The organism is Longimonas sp. (assembly GCF_046498435.1).
Taxonomy (GTDB): Bacteria; Bacteroidota; Rhodothermia; order Rhodothermales; family Salinibacteraceae; genus Longimonas.
The window spans coordinates 1-15,779 of sequence record NZ_JAWOAR010000068.1 but is presented as its reverse complement, the minus strand read 5'-3'; the positions used below and the strand labels follow the sequence as shown (position 1 = coordinate 15,779).

General features: G+C 61.5%; 11 protein-coding genes, 1 tRNA gene and 1 riboswitch. Of the genes, 2 read left to right on the top strand and 10 right to left on the bottom strand.

Translation table 11 applies throughout. The features are described from left to right. On the bottom strand, positions 1-594 hold a 594-nt coding region (locus tag R6U20_RS02995; RefSeq protein ID WP_410336387.1), incomplete at its 3' end, for a PLP-dependent transferase. 192 nt (positions 595-786) lie between these two features. Further along, positions 787-900: riboswitch (SAM riboswitch) on the bottom strand. Between the two features lie 244 nt (positions 901-1,144). On the opposite strand from R6U20_RS02995, the gene R6U20_RS02990 reads away from it, so the two are divergent. Beyond that, positions 1,145-1,217, top strand: a tRNA-Gln gene (locus R6U20_RS02990). Positions 1,218-1,487: 270 nt separating this feature from the next. On the opposite strand, the gene R6U20_RS02985 is transcribed toward R6U20_RS02990, so the two are convergent. Beyond that, positions 1,488-4,019, bottom strand: a complete 2,532-nt coding sequence (locus R6U20_RS02985) for a TonB-dependent receptor domain-containing protein (RefSeq protein WP_410336386.1) — start codon at positions 4,017-4,019, stop codon at positions 1,488-1,490. A 200-nt stretch (positions 4,020-4,219) separates the two neighbouring features. Here R6U20_RS02985 and R6U20_RS02980 point away from each other — a divergent pair, with 200 nt between their 5' ends. After that, on the top strand, positions 4,220-4,720 hold the full coding sequence (locus tag R6U20_RS02980; protein WP_410336385.1) for a GNAT family N-acetyltransferase: 501 nt from the start codon (positions 4,220-4,222) through the stop codon (positions 4,718-4,720). Here R6U20_RS02980 and R6U20_RS02975 read toward each other — a convergent pair. The 8 genes from R6U20_RS02975 to R6U20_RS02940 form a co-directional block, all read right to left on the bottom strand. Further along, a complete protein-coding gene (locus R6U20_RS02975) occupies positions 4,717-5,784 on the bottom strand; it encodes a peptidylprolyl isomerase (RefSeq protein ID WP_410336384.1) in 1,068 nt (355 codons plus the stop codon). The genes R6U20_RS02980 and R6U20_RS02975 overlap by 4 nt on opposite strands. Before the next feature lie 1,002 nt (positions 5,785-6,786). After that, a complete protein-coding gene (locus tag R6U20_RS02970) occupies positions 6,787-8,214 on the bottom strand; it encodes an NAD(P)(+) transhydrogenase (Re/Si-specific) subunit beta (protein ID WP_410336383.1) in 1,428 nt (475 codons plus the stop codon). Continuing rightward, on the bottom strand, positions 8,211-8,513 hold the full coding sequence (locus tag R6U20_RS02965; protein ID WP_410336382.1) for an NAD(P) transhydrogenase subunit alpha: 303 nt from the start codon (positions 8,511-8,513) through the stop codon (positions 8,211-8,213). Before R6U20_RS02965 ends, R6U20_RS02970 begins: the two co-directional genes overlap by 4 nt. 56 nt (positions 8,514-8,569) lie before the next feature. Beyond that, complete coding sequence (locus R6U20_RS02960; RefSeq protein ID WP_410336381.1) at positions 8,570-9,718, bottom strand: NAD(P) transhydrogenase subunit alpha; 1,149 nt, start codon at positions 9,716-9,718, stop codon at positions 8,570-8,572. A gap of 466 nt (positions 9,719-10,184) precedes the next feature. Next, positions 10,185-12,140, bottom strand: coding sequence for a DNA mismatch repair endonuclease MutL (gene mutL / locus R6U20_RS02955; protein WP_410336380.1), 1,956 nt, complete (start codon positions 12,138-12,140; stop codon positions 10,185-10,187). A 9-nt stretch (positions 12,141-12,149) separates the two neighbouring features. After that, positions 12,150-12,341, bottom strand: a complete 192-nt coding sequence (locus R6U20_RS02950; RefSeq protein ID WP_410336379.1) for a hypothetical protein — start codon at positions 12,339-12,341, stop codon at positions 12,150-12,152. Positions 12,342-12,427: 86 nt separating this feature from the next. Then, positions 12,428-14,779, bottom strand: a complete 2,352-nt coding sequence (locus R6U20_RS02945; protein ID WP_410336378.1) for a TonB-dependent receptor — start codon at positions 14,777-14,779, stop codon at positions 12,428-12,430. A 284-nt stretch (positions 14,780-15,063) separates the two neighbouring features. Continuing rightward, positions 15,064-15,597 carry a hypothetical protein gene (locus tag R6U20_RS02940; RefSeq protein WP_410336377.1) on the bottom strand — a complete coding sequence of 178 codons (534 nt, stop codon included), beginning with the start codon at positions 15,595-15,597 and terminating at the stop codon, positions 15,064-15,066. Positions 15,598-15,779 lie beyond the last annotated feature (182 nt).

The window sequence follows — 15,779 nt, the reverse complement described above, 5'->3', positions numbered from 1 at the left end:
AACCACGAGTGGCACGCCGTGGTCGTGGGCGATGTCGGCGATGCGCTCGAAGTCGGGGATGTTGAAGCGCGGGTTGCCAATCGATTCGAGGTAGACGGCCTTCGTGTTCTCGTCGATCAGCGACGCGATGGACTCGGGGTCGTCGCCCTCTGCAAAGCGCCCTTCGATGCCCAGCCGTGGCAGCGCGTTCTTGAGCTGGTTGTACGTGCCGCCGTAGAGATAGCTGGTGGCTACGATGTTGTCGCCCGCCTTGGCGAGCGCATTGAACGTCAGAAACTGCGCCGACTGTCCGCTGGCCGTAGCGACGGCAGCCACGCCACCTTCGAGCGCCGCCACGCGCTTCTCGAACACATCGTTAGTCGGGTTCATGATGCGCGTGTAGATGTTGCCGAACTCTTTCAACGCAAAGAGATCGGCACCGTGCTCCGCATCGTCGAAGGTGTACGAGGTGGTGGCGTAGATGGGGACCGCACGGGCGTTGGTAGCGGGATCAGGCTCTTGCCCGGCGTGCAGTTGCAGGGTTTCAAAGCGCGGCGTGCGCTTGAGGGCAGATTCAGCGTCGGATTCGGGGGTGGAACGTCCGTTCGAACTCATGGCTCTGGAAGTTAGGGTCGAGAAAACGAGCCATCCAGAAGGCCAGAGCGAGCGGTACGGGCACGTTGGGTGCCGGGGTTGGAATCGGATTCGAGATCTGCCAATGCGGCGGGAACTAAAAAATCCCCAACCGCACAAGGCAGATGGGGAATCGCACGCATCTCCGTCATAGGTATGCAGAGAAGCGCATTCCACTCATCTTCCCTCGCGGTATGCGAGGTAGGAGGTAGCACCTTTCCACAGCCGAAGCTGTGGCGGTTGCCAGGGTTTCGCAGGGCCTACTCCCTCCACCCTTCTGGATGAATGTGCTAACAACAACAGTATGTCATAGTGCTTCACACAGTACCTTACGCGATGTGGCAATGTCAAGCTGTACAGTGTGAAGAAGCTGACACGGATCAGCATGCCGGATGGTACCGGGCATGCATGAATCTGGTCGATGCAAAGCGCAGGAGCATCGGCCCATGAAACATCCATCAACCCCGCGGGCCAGGGCATGGCTCCGGAACCGTGCGTGGGCCCTGTGCTTACGGTAGTCTTGCAAAAACACTGCCCCGTGGCTCAATTGGCAGAGCATCTGGTTCTGGTCCAGAGGGTTGATGGTTCGAGTCCATCCGGGGCAGCTTTCACTTCGCTTATCTGGCAGGTTCTCGGTCGCCGCCTGCTGTACACGCAATGCCGTCGCGCGCCTGGTCTCCCTCATCATTGCTTCAGAAGATCACAGCTGGCGCGTTTTCCCCCTCCATACTTCCCCCCTCCACACTCTCACACGCCACTGGCACGACGGTCCTCCCCAAACACAGCGGTGGCTCCTGTGACAGAGGACACAGGAGCCACCGGGTCGTTGACGCGATGCAGCGTCACGGTGTTCATGGGTTATGGGGCGTGTCTGTTTAAAACGAAGTCTTCACCCCGATCAGAAAGGTGCGGGGCATGCCGGGGCGCAGCCCTGCTGGACGCCGAGCCACAGCGTATTCGTTATCGGCTAAGTTACGGACACTGCCGAAAATGCGCGCGTGGTTCGAGAGCGCATACTCTGCCGAAAGATCCATCACGAAGTGGCTGTCAATGCGATTACTTGAAGCGGGATCGCCCGAACCGGCCACGGTGCGCACCTCATCAGTGAAGCGGCCCGTTAGGCGTAGGTCGAAGCCATAGACGTCTTCGACACCGGCGTTTAGCGCGAGCTTATGCTCAGGTAGATAAGGTAGCTTGAATCCCTCCTCGACTTCGCCCCAAGGGCCAAAGTCGCTGTCGAAGGTGTTGCTGAATTCAGAATTCGTATATGTGTACACCGCTTCGAGCGGGATGGAGAACGACGTGTTCAGCGGGAGTCCCAGGTTATACGCGCCGGTGAACTCAAGCCCGAAGACGCGTGCTTCGCCCCCGTTGAAGGTTTCGCCTGAGGGATCGCCGCCGATAGCTGCAAGATCGCGTCCTAACAAATTCGTGTAGTCGTTAAAGAAGCCCACCACTTCGGTGCGCAGGCCACGGGCATCGTAGCGCGTGCCCACTTCGTAATTGACGCTGTTTTCGGGATCGGTTTCTGGATTTGTACCCGGCACTGCAAATCCGCGATGGACGCCCGCAAAGGCAGACCAGCCGGAATTGATGCGGTAGTCGATACCCAGGCCCGGAATCCACACGGTGCCTGTGTTCTGCTCCGTACCTGTAGGCGAAGCGGTGCGGTTGCGTCCTGCTTCGGTATCGGTATCCCACGCGGTGCGCGTCAGTTCGAAGTCTTCAACGCGAACGCCCGGCGTTACCGTGAATGGCCCCCGTTCGAGCGTGTACTCGGCGTATCCGGCCCAGGCGGTTGCATCGGCCAGGCGGTTGCTTTCCGTGCCGGGAATGCCCTCGCTTATCAGCTCCATCACACCGCGATCGGCCATGCGGTACTCATCTTCCCACTGAAAACGGTCGATTTCGTCTTCGTGGTAGCGCCCGCCAATTTCCAGGCTGTGATTGGTGGATCCAGAGGTAACGTCGTATCCAATGGCCGTTTGGATGCCCTGCGTGTAGTACTCCCGGTTATTGTTTTTGACCAGCAGGCTTCCCCCCGTTTCGCGGCCCTGCACGCGGGCGAGTGCCTCGCTGTTCTCATTGGGATTCGACAGCAGACTGCTTATGCCCACACCGTCTACCGAATCGAGCTTGTACCAGTTGCGGTGGAAGTCGGTGCGGTAGAGCGTGGTGGTGATGTCGAGGCCCTCAGCAGGCTGAATGACATGCTGCGCTTGCAGGCGGCTGTGCTCAGTGTTCATCTGGTCGTTTTGCGACCCGGCATAGCGCTGAAACGGCGAGGTCTCGAAATCGGCCTGCGTAAGTCCAAGATACGTCTCGTTCGAGGTTTCAGTAGTGCGTGTAGCTGTAAAGGTTAGCGACTGCGGGATGCGAGCATCCGTACCTGTGTTCACGCGTGCCTTGGCCAGATAGTCTTGCTTGTCGAAGCCGGTACTGTAATCAAGCCCCGCATCGGCATTTTGGAATCCCGTGATGTCTTTGAATCCGTCAGCACCGGACTGAAATGTTTCCACAACATAGCCAAAGTGCTCAAACGAGTCGCCTGCATAAGCGTGAAGCCGGCGCTCTTCGTCGCTCCCTGCAATGGCGTTGACCTGGCCACTGAAGTCGTCTGGAATGGGCGTTGAAAGCATATTAAACGCCCCTCCTGTGGTGTATGGGCCCGATTTGATTTGGCTGGATCCTTTGCGTACTTCCACGGCGTGCGCACGCCCAATAGTGGGAAAATAGTACGCTGCGGGCGCAGAGTAGGGGGCAGGAGCAGCAAGCACCCCGTCTTCCATCACCGTGATCTTTGAGGAACGTTCAGCTCCAGTGCCACGCATGCCAATGTTAGCGCGCAGCCCGTACCCATCTTCCTCAACGGTGTACACCCCGGGCACGCTACCGAGCACGCGATGCACGTCGGTGTAGCTGTGCGTGTCAAGTTCTTCAGGGCTGATGTACTGGGCCGATCCTGGAATGCCGTCGAGATTACGGAGCCCTCCTGTGAGCGACGTACGCTGCACAAGAATCTCGTTTAGGCTAACAGCTGTTTCGTTGAGCGCGAAAGTAAGCGATTCGGTTGCTCCGTCATTTACCGTTACCGTTTGCGTAGCCGACTCGTAACCAACGATCGACACCTCTACGGTGTACGTACCTGAAGAGACTGACAGTTGGAAGGCTCCCTCAGTGTCCGTCGCTACTCCTGCAGTGCGGCTGGCGTCATCTTCAGCTGTCGCCACAACGTTGGCGCCCGGGAGCGGCGCCCCGTTGCTGTCTTGCACAACACCCTCGATGACGGCATTCTCTGATTGAGCATACGCGTGGAAAGCCTGGCTACTCACCCCAGCCCATCCGATCACCAATGCTATGGCGGCAGTTAGGACCTTCCACGCGTAATTTCGTTGACTTTTGTGCATAGTGCTGTATCTTCTGTACTTCAACAAGATAGAAACAGGCCCTGGCGCTGAGTCGACATGGGCCTAGTATTGCGATCAGATGGATTGTAACATACAACCTTATTTAGACTGATTCCACATAAGAGGGTGTAGAAAAAGTGAAAGCCATGTAGAAATGCCATGTATCAGGCCGTTTTATCGTTCCTTATCCATCTTTTGGTATGTCTATAACCATTCGCCCCATCGGAAATACAGACGCGATGGCGGAAGCTCGTGCTATTCGCGAAGCGGTGTTCATTGAAGAGCAAGACTGCCCGCCCGACGAGGAATGGGACGGTCATGATGCCACAGCACGCCATCTCTTGGCGCGGCTCGATGACGGTACAGCGGTGGGCACCGCCCGCTGGCGCACGGTGCCTCACAATGATGCCCTGGTGGCTAAGCTGGAGCGTTTTGCCGTGCGCAAGGCGCACCGAGGCCAGGGCATTGGCACGCAGCTTGTGCACGCAGCCATTTCGCATGCCGAACAGGCCGGCTTTAGCACGCAGAAGCTCCATGCGCAGGCCCACCTTGAAACGTATTATGCCCGCTTCGGCTTTGGCTCGACGGGCGAGCGCTTTACCGAAGCGGGCATACCACATGTAGCAATGGTGCGGACGGCGAGCAAACCCGACACGCCGAAGCATCCCACCGATCGTGCTAACGATGCATCAGCACATTAGCCATCGTCCGACTCGCCTTCTTCCTCACCTTCCACATCTTCAGGCAAGGTAACCACATCCGGGTTGATCTGGACCGTAGTGGTTGCCATGAGCTCATCGAGCGCGTCTTGATAGGCTTCCTGCTGCTGCTCTTGCATCAGCGCTTCGCGGGCCTCTTCTGAATCCATCGGCTCGCCGTAGTCGGTTAGCTGGATGACGTGGAATCCAAACTGCGTACGCACGGGTTCCTGTACGATCTCGCCGTCTTCTTCGAGGGCAAACACCGCGTCGGCAAAGGGCTCGACCATGCGGTCGCGGGTGAAGGAACCAAGGTCGCCGCCTTGATCAGCGGAGGGGCCGTCGCTATACTCCTGAGCCAGATCGGCAAAGTCGGCTCCGTCGTTTAGCTCGGCAATGAGCTCTTCGGCTTGCTCGCGCGCGGCTGTTTCCGTGCTATCATCGGCATTTTCCTCGACCTGAAGCAAGATGTGACGGGCCCCCACGCTGCGCTGTTCAGCAGCATACGACTCCACTTCCTCTTCGCTGGGCTCCTCGGCCTGGTCGGACCCGAGTTCGTCGCTCATCTGCTGCACACGCACCTGCTCGGCAACAAGGGCGCGAAGCGAATCAAGCGTAAGACCAGCATTTCCTAAGGCCTCCTCGAACTCTTCTTCGCTGGGAAACTGCCCACGCTGCTGTTCCAACTGCTGGTCGACCATCTCCTCATCAGCTTCCACGTCGCGGGCATCCGCCTCGCCGCGCAGCACATGGTCGCTCACGAACTGATCGAGCATCATCTGATGGATCTGCGCCATCTGGTCGCCCCCTTGTTGGTCGGGGGGCATCGACTGCTGCGCAAACTGCATCTGCTGCTGGAAATCAGCCACTTGCAGTGTGTCGGCACCATAGTCCGAAGATACAATAGCAGCGACGGAATCGTCGTCAACGTCGCGCTCCACAGCGTAGGAGTCGTCACCGTCGTCACCTTGGCCGTTGGCCCCTCCGCATCCTGCAAAAACCAGAAGCACAGCCATCAGGCCGCTAAACAGGCCGCAGGAGCGACAAAAAGAATGTAAAGTAGTCATAAATCGATCGTTGCAACAAAAGGATACGAACCGGACGTATGCGTTTTGCACACGTATTACAGAACAGTTGCGTGCACGCCATGCACGACACAGTGTTTCTATAGATGAATTAGGCACGCATCATCTTGCTATGGTTGGGAGCAGCCCCACTACATTCTCCTACCATTCTCCTCGGAGCGATACCGCTCCCGAAAGCCGTTGGTATTGAATTGACGGACCCGGTAGATGCAGAAACTGCTCTGTGAAGACGCATTCACGTTTTTTCGCGTACCCTGATAAACATGAGCCCCGCCTAAGTGACCTCAACAATGGTTTTGGGGATTGCCGGGTGGATTCCCCTCCATCCTACCTGTCCTCCCCGAGGAGGAAGGAACTGTGGAAGGCGTTCCTCAAGTCCCCCTCAGAGGAGGGGGATGTGGCGCGATTCTATAACTGCCCGAGATCCAGCGCTCTTCACCGAAGGATCGTGCCACACGTGCAGGGGTGGCGCTGAGATCCTTCCCCCCGACGGGCGTCGTGGGTCAGGATGACGTTGAGGTGTGAGGTAAAACAGCAGTCCCCCAATCGCTCCCCCTAAAGAGGAAAGCCGTAAAGAGGGAAGCCGTCGCGCCAGCGACTGAGGGGGGGATAGCCTGGAGCCAACGGTCCCCCGTTGGCTCAGCAAATGAACGCTCCTGCGTTTCCCACGCGACAGCAATACCGAAGGGGGGTGCCGTGGTGTACGCCAGAAACGCAGACAGTACCGCTTGCGTCCCCGGCTATGGGCTGCAAATCCTTAGCCCGGGATCAGTATTCCGACAGCTGTCGGAAGAATATCCCGGGCGGCCTCCAACCTAACGTGTACATCGAAGTCTCGCACCTGGTATTAGATCGTAGGGAAGCGACGTGGCGCAGCAGTCGTAACTGCAAGGAAGCGCCTGTGAGGTGCAATTTCGTGCGTCACGTTCCGCCCAGCCGAAATCGTTGACAGCGCCGCACGCCCTTCATTCATCACCAGCTGAATTACAGCCCCTTCACCGCTTCTGTCGTCTCGCTGACCGCTTCTTTCGCATCTGCAAAGAGCATGCGGGTGTTATCCTGATAGAACAGACTGTTGGGCACGCCCGAGTAACCCGGACTCAGGCTGCGTTTGATGACGACCACCGTCTCGGCTTCGTCCACGTTCAAGATGGGCATGCCGGCAATGGGACTGCCCGACGCTTCGCGCGCGGCGGGATTCACAACATCGTTCGCGCCGATGACGATCGCCACATCGGTCGAAGAGAACGCGCTGTTGATCTCGTCCATCTCGAAGAGCTGTTCATAGGGCACGTCGGCTTCGGCCAAAAGCACGTTCATGTGGCCCGGCATGCGTCCCGCCACCGGGTGGATGGCATAGCGCACGTCCACGCCCTTCGACTGCAGGCGGTCGGCCAGTTCGCGCACGGCGTGCTGGGCCTGCGCCACGGCGAGCCCGTAGCCGGGTACGATGATGACGCGCTCGGCGTAGGTGGCAAGAATCGCCAGGTCTTGCGGACTGGTTTCCTGCACGCTTTTGCCTTCGGGGATGTCGAGCTCGCTGGTCGTGGCGCCATCGCCCCCGAATCCGCCCACCATAACATTAAACAGGGAGCGGTTCATCGCATCGCACATCTGCATGGTGAGCATGAACCCGGCAGCGCCCACCAGCGTGCCGCTCACAATGAGCGCCGTGTTGTCGAGGATAAAGCCCGTAGCGGCAGCGGCGAGTCCAGAGTAGGAGTTTAGCAGCGCCACCACCACCGGCATATCAGCGCCGCCGATGGGAAACACCAGAAACAGTCCCACGAGTGCAGCGCTGACCGCAACACCAATGCCTGCATAGAGCGTGAGCGTGGGGTCGGTTGTCAGGATTGGAGCGCCCCACGCCAGCAGGGCCACTCCCACCACCCCCGCGAGCAGCAGCAGCCCCGTTACGAACGCCACGCCTGGAAACGTAATCGGGTTGCCCGAGAGCAGACCTTGCAGCTTGCCGAACGCCACCAGGCTACCCGTGAACGTGACCATGCCCACCAGCAGACTCACGCCAATGACTACCGCCAGTGTCGGCGTGTAGCTGCTCGCCTCTACGAGCCGACTGCCCTGCAGGTACTGGGCAATTTCGGCACTGGCCACAAAGGCCGACGCCGCCCCCCCGAATCCGTTAAATACGGCCACCAATTCGGGCATCGATGTCATGGGGGTGCGCGTGGCCAGCAGGGTACCGATGGCCCCGCCGGTAAGCACCCCTGCAAGGAGTAGGGGCCACGACAGCACGTCGTGCACAAACAGGGTAGCCACCACGGCGGTAAGCATGCCGAGCGCAGCCAGCGCATTACCACTGCGGGCGGTAGGCGGCGTTTGCATCCGTTTCAGACCCAGCACAAACAGCACAGCCGACAGCAAGTACGCGAGTTCGATCGAGGGCGTCATGAGGAGGAGTCGTCAGAAGCAGAAGCAGAGCGTTTGCGGCCAAACATGCGCAGCATGCGGTCGGTGACAAGGAAGCCGCCCACCACGTTGATTGTGGCCACCACCAGCGCCCCGAACCCGAGCGCCTGCGCCCACCACGCATCGCTCATGCCAGCGGCAATGACGGCGCCCACCAGTGTAATCCCACTGATGGCGTTGGCCCCCGACATCAGCGGCGTGTGCAGCGTTTGCGGCACCTTGGCAAGCACTTCTGTCCCCAAAAGCGCCGCGAGCACGAAGATAATCACATTCTCAATCATAGCAGGCGGAGGCCGTGTGCAGGCGTTTGTTTGAGGGGCAGGTACAGGCGGATGCGTTAAGCGGTCGATGCGTCGAGCAGGCTACGTACGCGTTCGTTGCGGATGGTGCCGTGGTGCACGGCGCACATCGCATCCATAACCTCGTCGTCAAAGTCGAAGGCGAGCGTGCCATCGTCGTCAAGCAAGTAGTCGAGCAGTGCGCGCACGGTGTTAGCGAACAGTTCGCTCGCATGCACGGGCATCGTGGCAGGCAGATTCGTGGGTCCCATGAGGTGCACGTTGTGACGGGTGACGGTTGTGCCCGGCTCGGTGAGCGCGCAGTTGCCGCCATTGGGAGCCGCCAGATCCACAATGACCGATCCGGGCGCCATGTCTTCGACCGCCCCCTCATTGATGACGAGCGGCGCAGGCCGTCCCGGAATGAGCGCGGTCGTAATTACCACGTCCGACTTTGCGACGTGCGGGCGCAGCAATTCGGGTTGTCGTTCTTGCTTGGCCTGCTCCAATTCCTTGGCGTAGCCGTCGTCGCCTTCCGAGAGCGAGGTGTCCAGTTCCAGCTTCACAAACGAGGCGCCCAGGCTCTCGATCTCCTCGCGCGTGGCGTCGCGGATGTCGTAGCCGCGCACCTTGGCCCCCAGGCGCTTGGCGGTGGCAATGGCCTGCAGGCCTGCCACCCCTGCCCCTACCACAAGCACACTGGCCGGACGAATAGTGCCTGCGGCGGTGCTCATGAGCGGAAAAAACTTGGGGAGGCGCAGCGCAGCCTCCAAGGCGGCACGGTAGCCAGCCAGCGAACTCATGGCCGAGAGCACGTCCATCGACTGCGCCCGTGAGATGCGTGGCACCAGTTCCATGGGCAGCGCCGTAGCACCCTGCTGAGCGATGTCGGCGAGCGCCTCGGGCGTGTCGAGCGGAGATAGCAGTCCGAGGACCGTCTGTTCGCTGGAGAGCGCAGCGCGGCGTTCGGGCGGAGGCGGGGCGAGCGTAAGCACAATGTTGGCCGCCCACGCGTCGTCGTCATTGACGACGGTAGCGCCCGCGGCCTCGTACTCGTCGTCGGTGTGATAGGCATCGGCGCCCACGCCCGATGCTACACGGATCTGTACGTCATGCGTATCCTGCAGGCGCTCAACCACATCGGGGATGAGCGCAGCGCGGGTTTCGTCGGTAGCAGCAGCGCGGGGAACGCCAAGCGTAGCAGGCATGGGCAGAGCACGGGCCAGATCAGAAGACTACGTGTCCTATTGTGGACGAGTGACCGCGGCCATCGTTGCGCGTCATCAACATCGTTACGGACTCTGCTGGGAAACGGCCTGGTATGTGTTTAGCGACTTGTAGCCCAGGAACCTATGCCGGGCGGTATTTAGCCAGGTTAGAGCGGGGCAGAGGGGGTCGCAGGTCATGCTTTTGTGCCATGCCCCGAGGAGGGGCGGGCGTCGGATTGGGGGTAGCAGGAGCGTCCTCCACATCACGCCTTTCCTTAGCCCGGGATCAGTATTCCGCCGGCTGTCGGAAGGATATCCCGGGCGATCTGTAACTTTGTGGGATGCTTCACAGCACCGAGCACCGACGGTGCCAATGGGGTGCGGCACAAGGTACCCGGCTATGGAAGCGCTCCGTCGAATAGTGGAGCCACATACGGCGGCTAATCTCATTAGGCTTCCACGGTTCTTACGCCTTGTTCAGCAGCGCGCCGACTTCGTTGAGCGAGAGGCGGATGAGCGTGGGGGTGCCGCTGGGGTCGACGTACGGCACATCGCACTGCCAGAGCGTGTGGATGAACGCACGTCGCTCCTCCAGCGCCCAGTCGCCGATGTGGTCGAGGGCCTGGCGGCTGGCCAGGGTGCGCGCCCAGGCTTTGTGACGCGTTTCGGTAGCGGATTCGGGGGTGGTGTCGTCGTCGCCAAGGAGTGCGCGAAAGGCGTCGACAGCGCGTTCGGTATCGAGCTTGGGCGGGATGCCGCGCAGGGCTACGGTGCGTCCGCTCAGCGATTCGGCGTCGAAGCCAAGGTGAGCCAGTTCGTCGCGGAGCGCCTCGAAGCGCTCGGCTTCTTGCGCGGAGAGATCAACGGTTTCAGCAAAGAGCAGCTGCTGCGACTCGCCGCTCTCCTGCTGCAGGCGTGTCTGGTAGCGCTCGTAGAGGATGCGCCGGTGTGCAGCTCGCGGGTCGACCACCATGAGCCCTTCGTCGATGGGCACGAGCAGGTAGCGGCCGTGCAACACCCATACGGGCCCGTGCCCAGGGGTGGAATCGGCGGTGTCTTCGTCGGGGGCTTCGCTGGGTGCAGCGTCGGCGGTTGCTTCGGGGCGGTACAGGCGGTCGGTGAGGGGGCCGAGCGGGCCGTTTTGCGATGCTGTGGACCCTGCATTGGGGCGAGAACCGGTGGTTGCGCTGCCCGATGCTGGGGCGGAGCGTGATCCTGAAGACGATCGTGACGAAGTAGCGGAGTCGGCAGATGGCTCGGCATCTCCAAACGATACGGGGGTCGGACGCGAAGACGACGGCGCTGCGGATGCGTCGGCCTCGCCCTGGTCGAACTGCGGGGTGGTGAACTGCTTTTTGAGGGCCTCGCGTACGCTGCTGCGGAGGAGGCCGTAGATGCCGCTTTCGTCTTCGAACTTGACCTCGGCCTTGGTGGGGTGCACGTTGACATCAACGCGCTCGGGGTCGAGCTCCAGGAACAGGGTGAAGAACGGGAAGGCCTTGTCGGGCAGCCAGTCGCCGTAGGCTTTGCGCACGGCGTGGCTGAGGTAGCGATCCTGGATGGCGCGGTCGTTCACGAAGAGAAACTGGTCCTCGCGCTTGGATTTGACCTGCTTCGGGTGGGCTACGAGTCCCCACACACGCAGATAGCTCGATGCATCGGAGACGGGCAGGAGGGTGGCGGCGCGCTCTTCGGTCCAGAGCTGGCGGATGCGAAAGCGGAGCCGCTCGTGGTCGTCCTGCGCAGTGGCGGCTTCGCACTGCACGATGGAGCGGTCGTCGTGGTCGAGTTCGATGTGCACGCCGGGATGCGCGAGGGCCTGCTCGTAGATGGTGTCGGAGATGTGCTTCATCTCCGTGGCGGGTGTTTTCAGGAAGTTGCGGCGCGCGGGCACGTTGTAAAAGAGGTTGCGCACCGAGATGGTGGTGCCCGCCGGGGTGGCGCAGGGGCGGTGGGCCTCCATGGTGCCGCCGTTCATCTGCACGAGGGTGCCGATGTCGTCCTCCACGCGGCGCGTTTTGAGCTCGACCTGCGCGACGGCGCCGATGGAGGCGAGGGCCTCGCCCCGAAAGCCGAGCGTGCGGATGCGCTCCAGGTCGTCGATGCCGCGAATCTTGCTGGTAGCGTGGCGCTGGAACGAGCGCCTGGCATCGGCCCGGCTCATGCCGCAGCCGTCGTCGGTGACCTGGATGAGCGTGCGCCCGGCGTCTTTGATGCGCACGGTGATGCGAGACGCCCCGGCGTCGAGGGCATTCTCGACAAGCTCTTTGACGACGGACGCAGGGCGCTGCACAACCTCGCCCGCGGCAATTTTGTTGGCGAGCACGTCGGGCAGCTGACGGATGAGGCCATCGTTGCTCGCATCTGAGTTGTCCGCGTTGGGGGGAGCGTCTGGGGCGTCTGGTGCAGAAGAATCAGCCATGCGGAGACGCTACAGCGAGAAGTAGATAAAGAGCGAGAGCGCGAGGAGACCCGCCAGGTAGAGCAGGTCGGTGGGACGCCGGCGTCGGTCGCGGCGTCCGCTGCGCATGCGGCGTTTGATGTCGTCATCGTCGGACGGGTCGTAGCGGCGCGGCTCGTACTCGTAGCTGCGCGGCCCTCGCCCGGCGGTAAATAGGCCCATAGCAAAAAGAGGGAATGCGATACAGAAAACCGGTGCAGGCATGTCAAACCTGCACCGGTTTCGGTGCGTTCCGGGCCGAGACGTATCTAAAACGCGTACTGCACGCGCACGAAGATGCTGCGCCCGGGTTCGGGGACAAACATCTGGTCTTCCTCGGCTTGGAGGGCATCGAACCGGAAGGCGCGGGCGTTCAGATGCTCGCGGTAATTCGTGTCGAAGATATTTGTGCCGCCAACGCGCACGGCTATATTGCCCAGAAGCTGAACGCCAGCAGTGAGGTCGACAGTTGTGAAGCCATCGGTCTGTCCCTCATTGCGACGGGCGGACACGCGGTCTTGCTCGGCCACGGCGCGTAATGATGCATCCACAAAGAGGCTTCGTGGACCGGGCATCCACCGGGCGCCCAGACGGGCTTCGGCGGGGGCCACGCCGTATGCGGGCTCGTCGTCAGCAAATGAAGCATCGCGCCCCCACAGGTATTCGCCAGATGCGCGTAGCCGCAGCGTGGGATGCACCTGCGCGGCGGCCGTGGCTTCGGCGCCCCAGAAGAGCGCTTCACCGTTGGCATAGGTGAACACCATATCGGGCGTGAGCGGGAGGGCCGACTCGACACCCGGTGCCTCAACAATAGTGATGTAATCTTTGTGGTGACGCACAAACCCGGTTAGTGAGCTGCTAACCCGGGGAGTTTCCATGTCGAGTCCCAGATCGGCCTGATACGTACGCTCGGGGTTAAGCGTGGGGTTGCCCATGAATTCATTGCCACGCTGCGTACGCGTAGCGCTCATCCGGTCGCCGTAGCGCTCCAGCGGCTCAGGGGCGCGTGCGGAAGACCCGAGTCCGGCTGTGAGGGAGAGCGGATCTACAACGGGCACCGTAGCACTGGCCGCAGCGCTCCAGAGCACATCGGTTTCGGCAAGATCGGCGGCGGCAGCGCGTCCGGTGGCCGATTCGGCGCGGGTGCGGAAGCCGTCGGTGATGCGCTGCGGGTTGGTGTGCACCGCGTCGAGGCGTCCGGTAGCGGTGGCTTGGGCACGCCCAAACACACGCTCCAGCTTCGCAAAGCCGCCTATCTCGGTTGTGCGCACGTCGGGCCACACGATGTCGCGGTGCATAACGGGCCCTTGGCTGCCGTCGTCGGCACGCGGGCCGCGTTCGCGCTCGGCTGTGCGGTACGCGCTGTATCCGCTGCTTCCTACATCGAGCGTGAAATCGGGAGCCAGGTTCAAGGCGGCTGTGATGCGTCCGCCTACGGTGGCGATCTCGGTGTCGTTGGTGAGGTAGAGCGCCATCGGGGACTGCGCCGTGATCTTGTTGTCGTTGTTCATGCGATGCAGCGTCTGGTAGGCATAGCCCTGCGCCTCTACCTGCTGCAGCGTACCGGTGCCCATCCACTCATAGTTCAGCGTGCCACGAAGCGTCTCGAAGTAGACAGCGTCGAGGGGACGGCCCGGGTAGGCGATGTTGCCCTGGTCCTGGAAGCTAACTTGTGCGCTCAAGCGCGAGGCGTCGTTGAGCGCAACGCCAACTCGCCCGCGGGCCTCAGCGGAAGAAAACTCGCCTCGTACCGTGGTGCCATCGCCTGCGGTGTAGTCGTTGCCGGTGCGGTAGGCGGCATTCACATCATAGAACAAGCGACCAGTGCGCCCCAAGACGCGCCCGTCGATGTTGAGGGCGTCGCGGTTGCTGGTGAGTCCGGTGCGCAGTGTGCCTGTGAGGGGCGTGTTGGGGATTGAAGGCTGCGTATCGACGTGAAGGGTGCTTAGGCTGGGGCCTTGCGCCAGGGCGTACGGCCCGCGTACAACATCCATGCGCTGCATGCTTGCCGGATCAACATGGCTGAGCGGGGTATCCATACGGGCGGGGCCACCGCCAAAGCTGCGCATGCCGTCCACAAAGGTGGAGACTTGCGTGCCGGTAAGACCGCGCACGTTTGGATCGAGTCCGAGCCCACCGCGGCGCTGCAGGTTGATGCCGGGGACTGTGCTGAGTCCATCGCCGAGATCCTGGAGGGGTTGGGCCTCCAGCTCTTCGGGGCCGATGCTGGTGGTGAGGCGTGCTTCGAGCGGAGTGGCGGTAACGTCCACCTGATCCAGGCCCATCGGGGCCGAGTCCAGTTCAATCTGGAGGGTCGCCTGCGTATCCGGCTCAATGGTGACGCTCCGCTCGGCGGCTTCGTATCCCACGGCGCTGGCCCGCACGGTGTAGGTGCCCGGTGCTACATTTTCCAGGGAGAACGCGCCGTCGGTATCGGTTGCGGTGCCCCGGTCGGTACCCACCAGGATGATGTTCACATCGGGGAGGGGCGTGCCGTTGTCGGCGTGCACCACGGTGCCGCTCAGCGCGCCAGGCGCCTGGGCGTAAGCTGCGGGTGCCGATAGGAGCCCCCCAACAAGAAGTAAAGCAAGTGAAAGAAAAACAGCGTAGTGGGAAAGCATCGAATGCTCCGAGGAAACGCAGGTGCGTCTCGGTAGAGGTCCAACGGGGGACCGTTGGACGTGGGCAGGATTTTTCTGGATATACGTGTCCATAGGATATACGGGGGGTGTTGGCGTAGAGAAAAAAGGAGGGGCGAGCCCGATGGCTCTATGAGAAGGGATGCGGCGCATTGACGCACGACATACGGATGCGATGCGGCCCGTGAGGGCACGGCACACGCAGATAATTACAGACGGATGCTCATGTGGTGCATCAAGCCTGCGGTCGTCGCCAATCCACCGGTCTACGCGCGGGGCGGACGGAAAATGTCGCTGGCCCAGACGGTGGGCTGAAGTGAGGAGGGGGCTGCACGCAGCGCGTACGTGTACAGCGGACGTTGTAGCTGCTCGGCGCTGGTCAGTACAAACTTGTCGAGGATGCGTACCGCTTCGGGGGCTGCGTCGTTGTCGTGGTCGCACGTGCAGCGCACCTCCGGCCCGGCTTCCTCACCGCGGGTCGTGTGCTGATGTGCGCCGTCGTGGTCGTGATTTGGGGGCTCGGCGTGCGTCGGGCAGAACGTAGCGCCATCGGGCGGTGTGGGCATGTCGGCATCATGCTTGTCTGCGTGAGCCGCTTGCATGGCTGCGTGGTGCGGGCAGACGTGAGGGCCGCTGCTGTGGTGCGGACAGGGTGCCGCGCCGTGCTCTGCCCCGAACTGCCCCATGAGCGTGCTCCACCCGGATAGCGGCCCCACCGCAAATAAGACAACGACCAGCATCCATACGCTCCACCGCTGGGAGCGCGTCGGGTCGGTATGGAAGCGGTGGGCAGAGAGCATACGCGTTATGTGCTGGATGCGTGCGTTGGTATTTTCTATTGCAGCACACGACATCGGTTCGCGGATTTACGGGTAACTCATGCCAACTCCGCGTGTGTTGTTGGAGGGATGGAAGGTTGGAAGGTTAGAAGGTTGGAAGGTTAGAAGGTTGGAAGGTTGGAAGTGTGGAGGGGTTGGGGGAT

Coding starts and splice junctions, on each gene's coding strand:
- R6U20_RS02985 (WP_410336386.1), bottom strand. CDS start 4,019: ATGCACAAAAGTCAACGAAATTACGCGTGGAAGGTCCTAACTGCCGCC.
- R6U20_RS02980 (WP_410336385.1), top strand. CDS start 4,220: ATGTCTATAACCATTCGCCCCATCGGAAATACAGACGCGATGGCGGAA.
- R6U20_RS02975 (WP_410336384.1), bottom strand. CDS start 5,784: ATGACTACTTTACATTCTTTTTGTCGCTCCTGCGGCCTGTTTAGCGGC.
- R6U20_RS02970 (WP_410336383.1), bottom strand. CDS start 8,214: ATGACGCCCTCGATCGAACTCGCGTACTTGCTGTCGGCTGTGCTGTTT.
- R6U20_RS02965 (WP_410336382.1), bottom strand. CDS start 8,513: ATGATTGAGAATGTGATTATCTTCGTGCTCGCGGCGCTTTTGGGGACA.
- R6U20_RS02960 (WP_410336381.1), bottom strand. CDS start 9,718: ATGCCTGCTACGCTTGGCGTTCCCCGCGCTGCTGCTACCGACGAAACC.
- mutL (WP_410336380.1), bottom strand. CDS start 12,140: ATGGCTGATTCTTCTGCACCAGACGCCCCAGACGCTCCCCCCAACGCG.
- R6U20_RS02950 (WP_410336379.1), bottom strand. CDS start 12,341: ATGGGCCTATTTACCGCCGGGCGAGGGCCGCGCAGCTACGAGTACGAG.
- R6U20_RS02945 (WP_410336378.1), bottom strand. CDS start 14,779: ATGCTTTCCCACTACGCTGTTTTTCTTTCACTTGCTTTACTTCTTGTT.
- R6U20_RS02940 (WP_410336377.1), bottom strand. CDS start 15,597: ATGCTCTCTGCCCACCGCTTCCATACCGACCCGACGCGCTCCCAGCGG.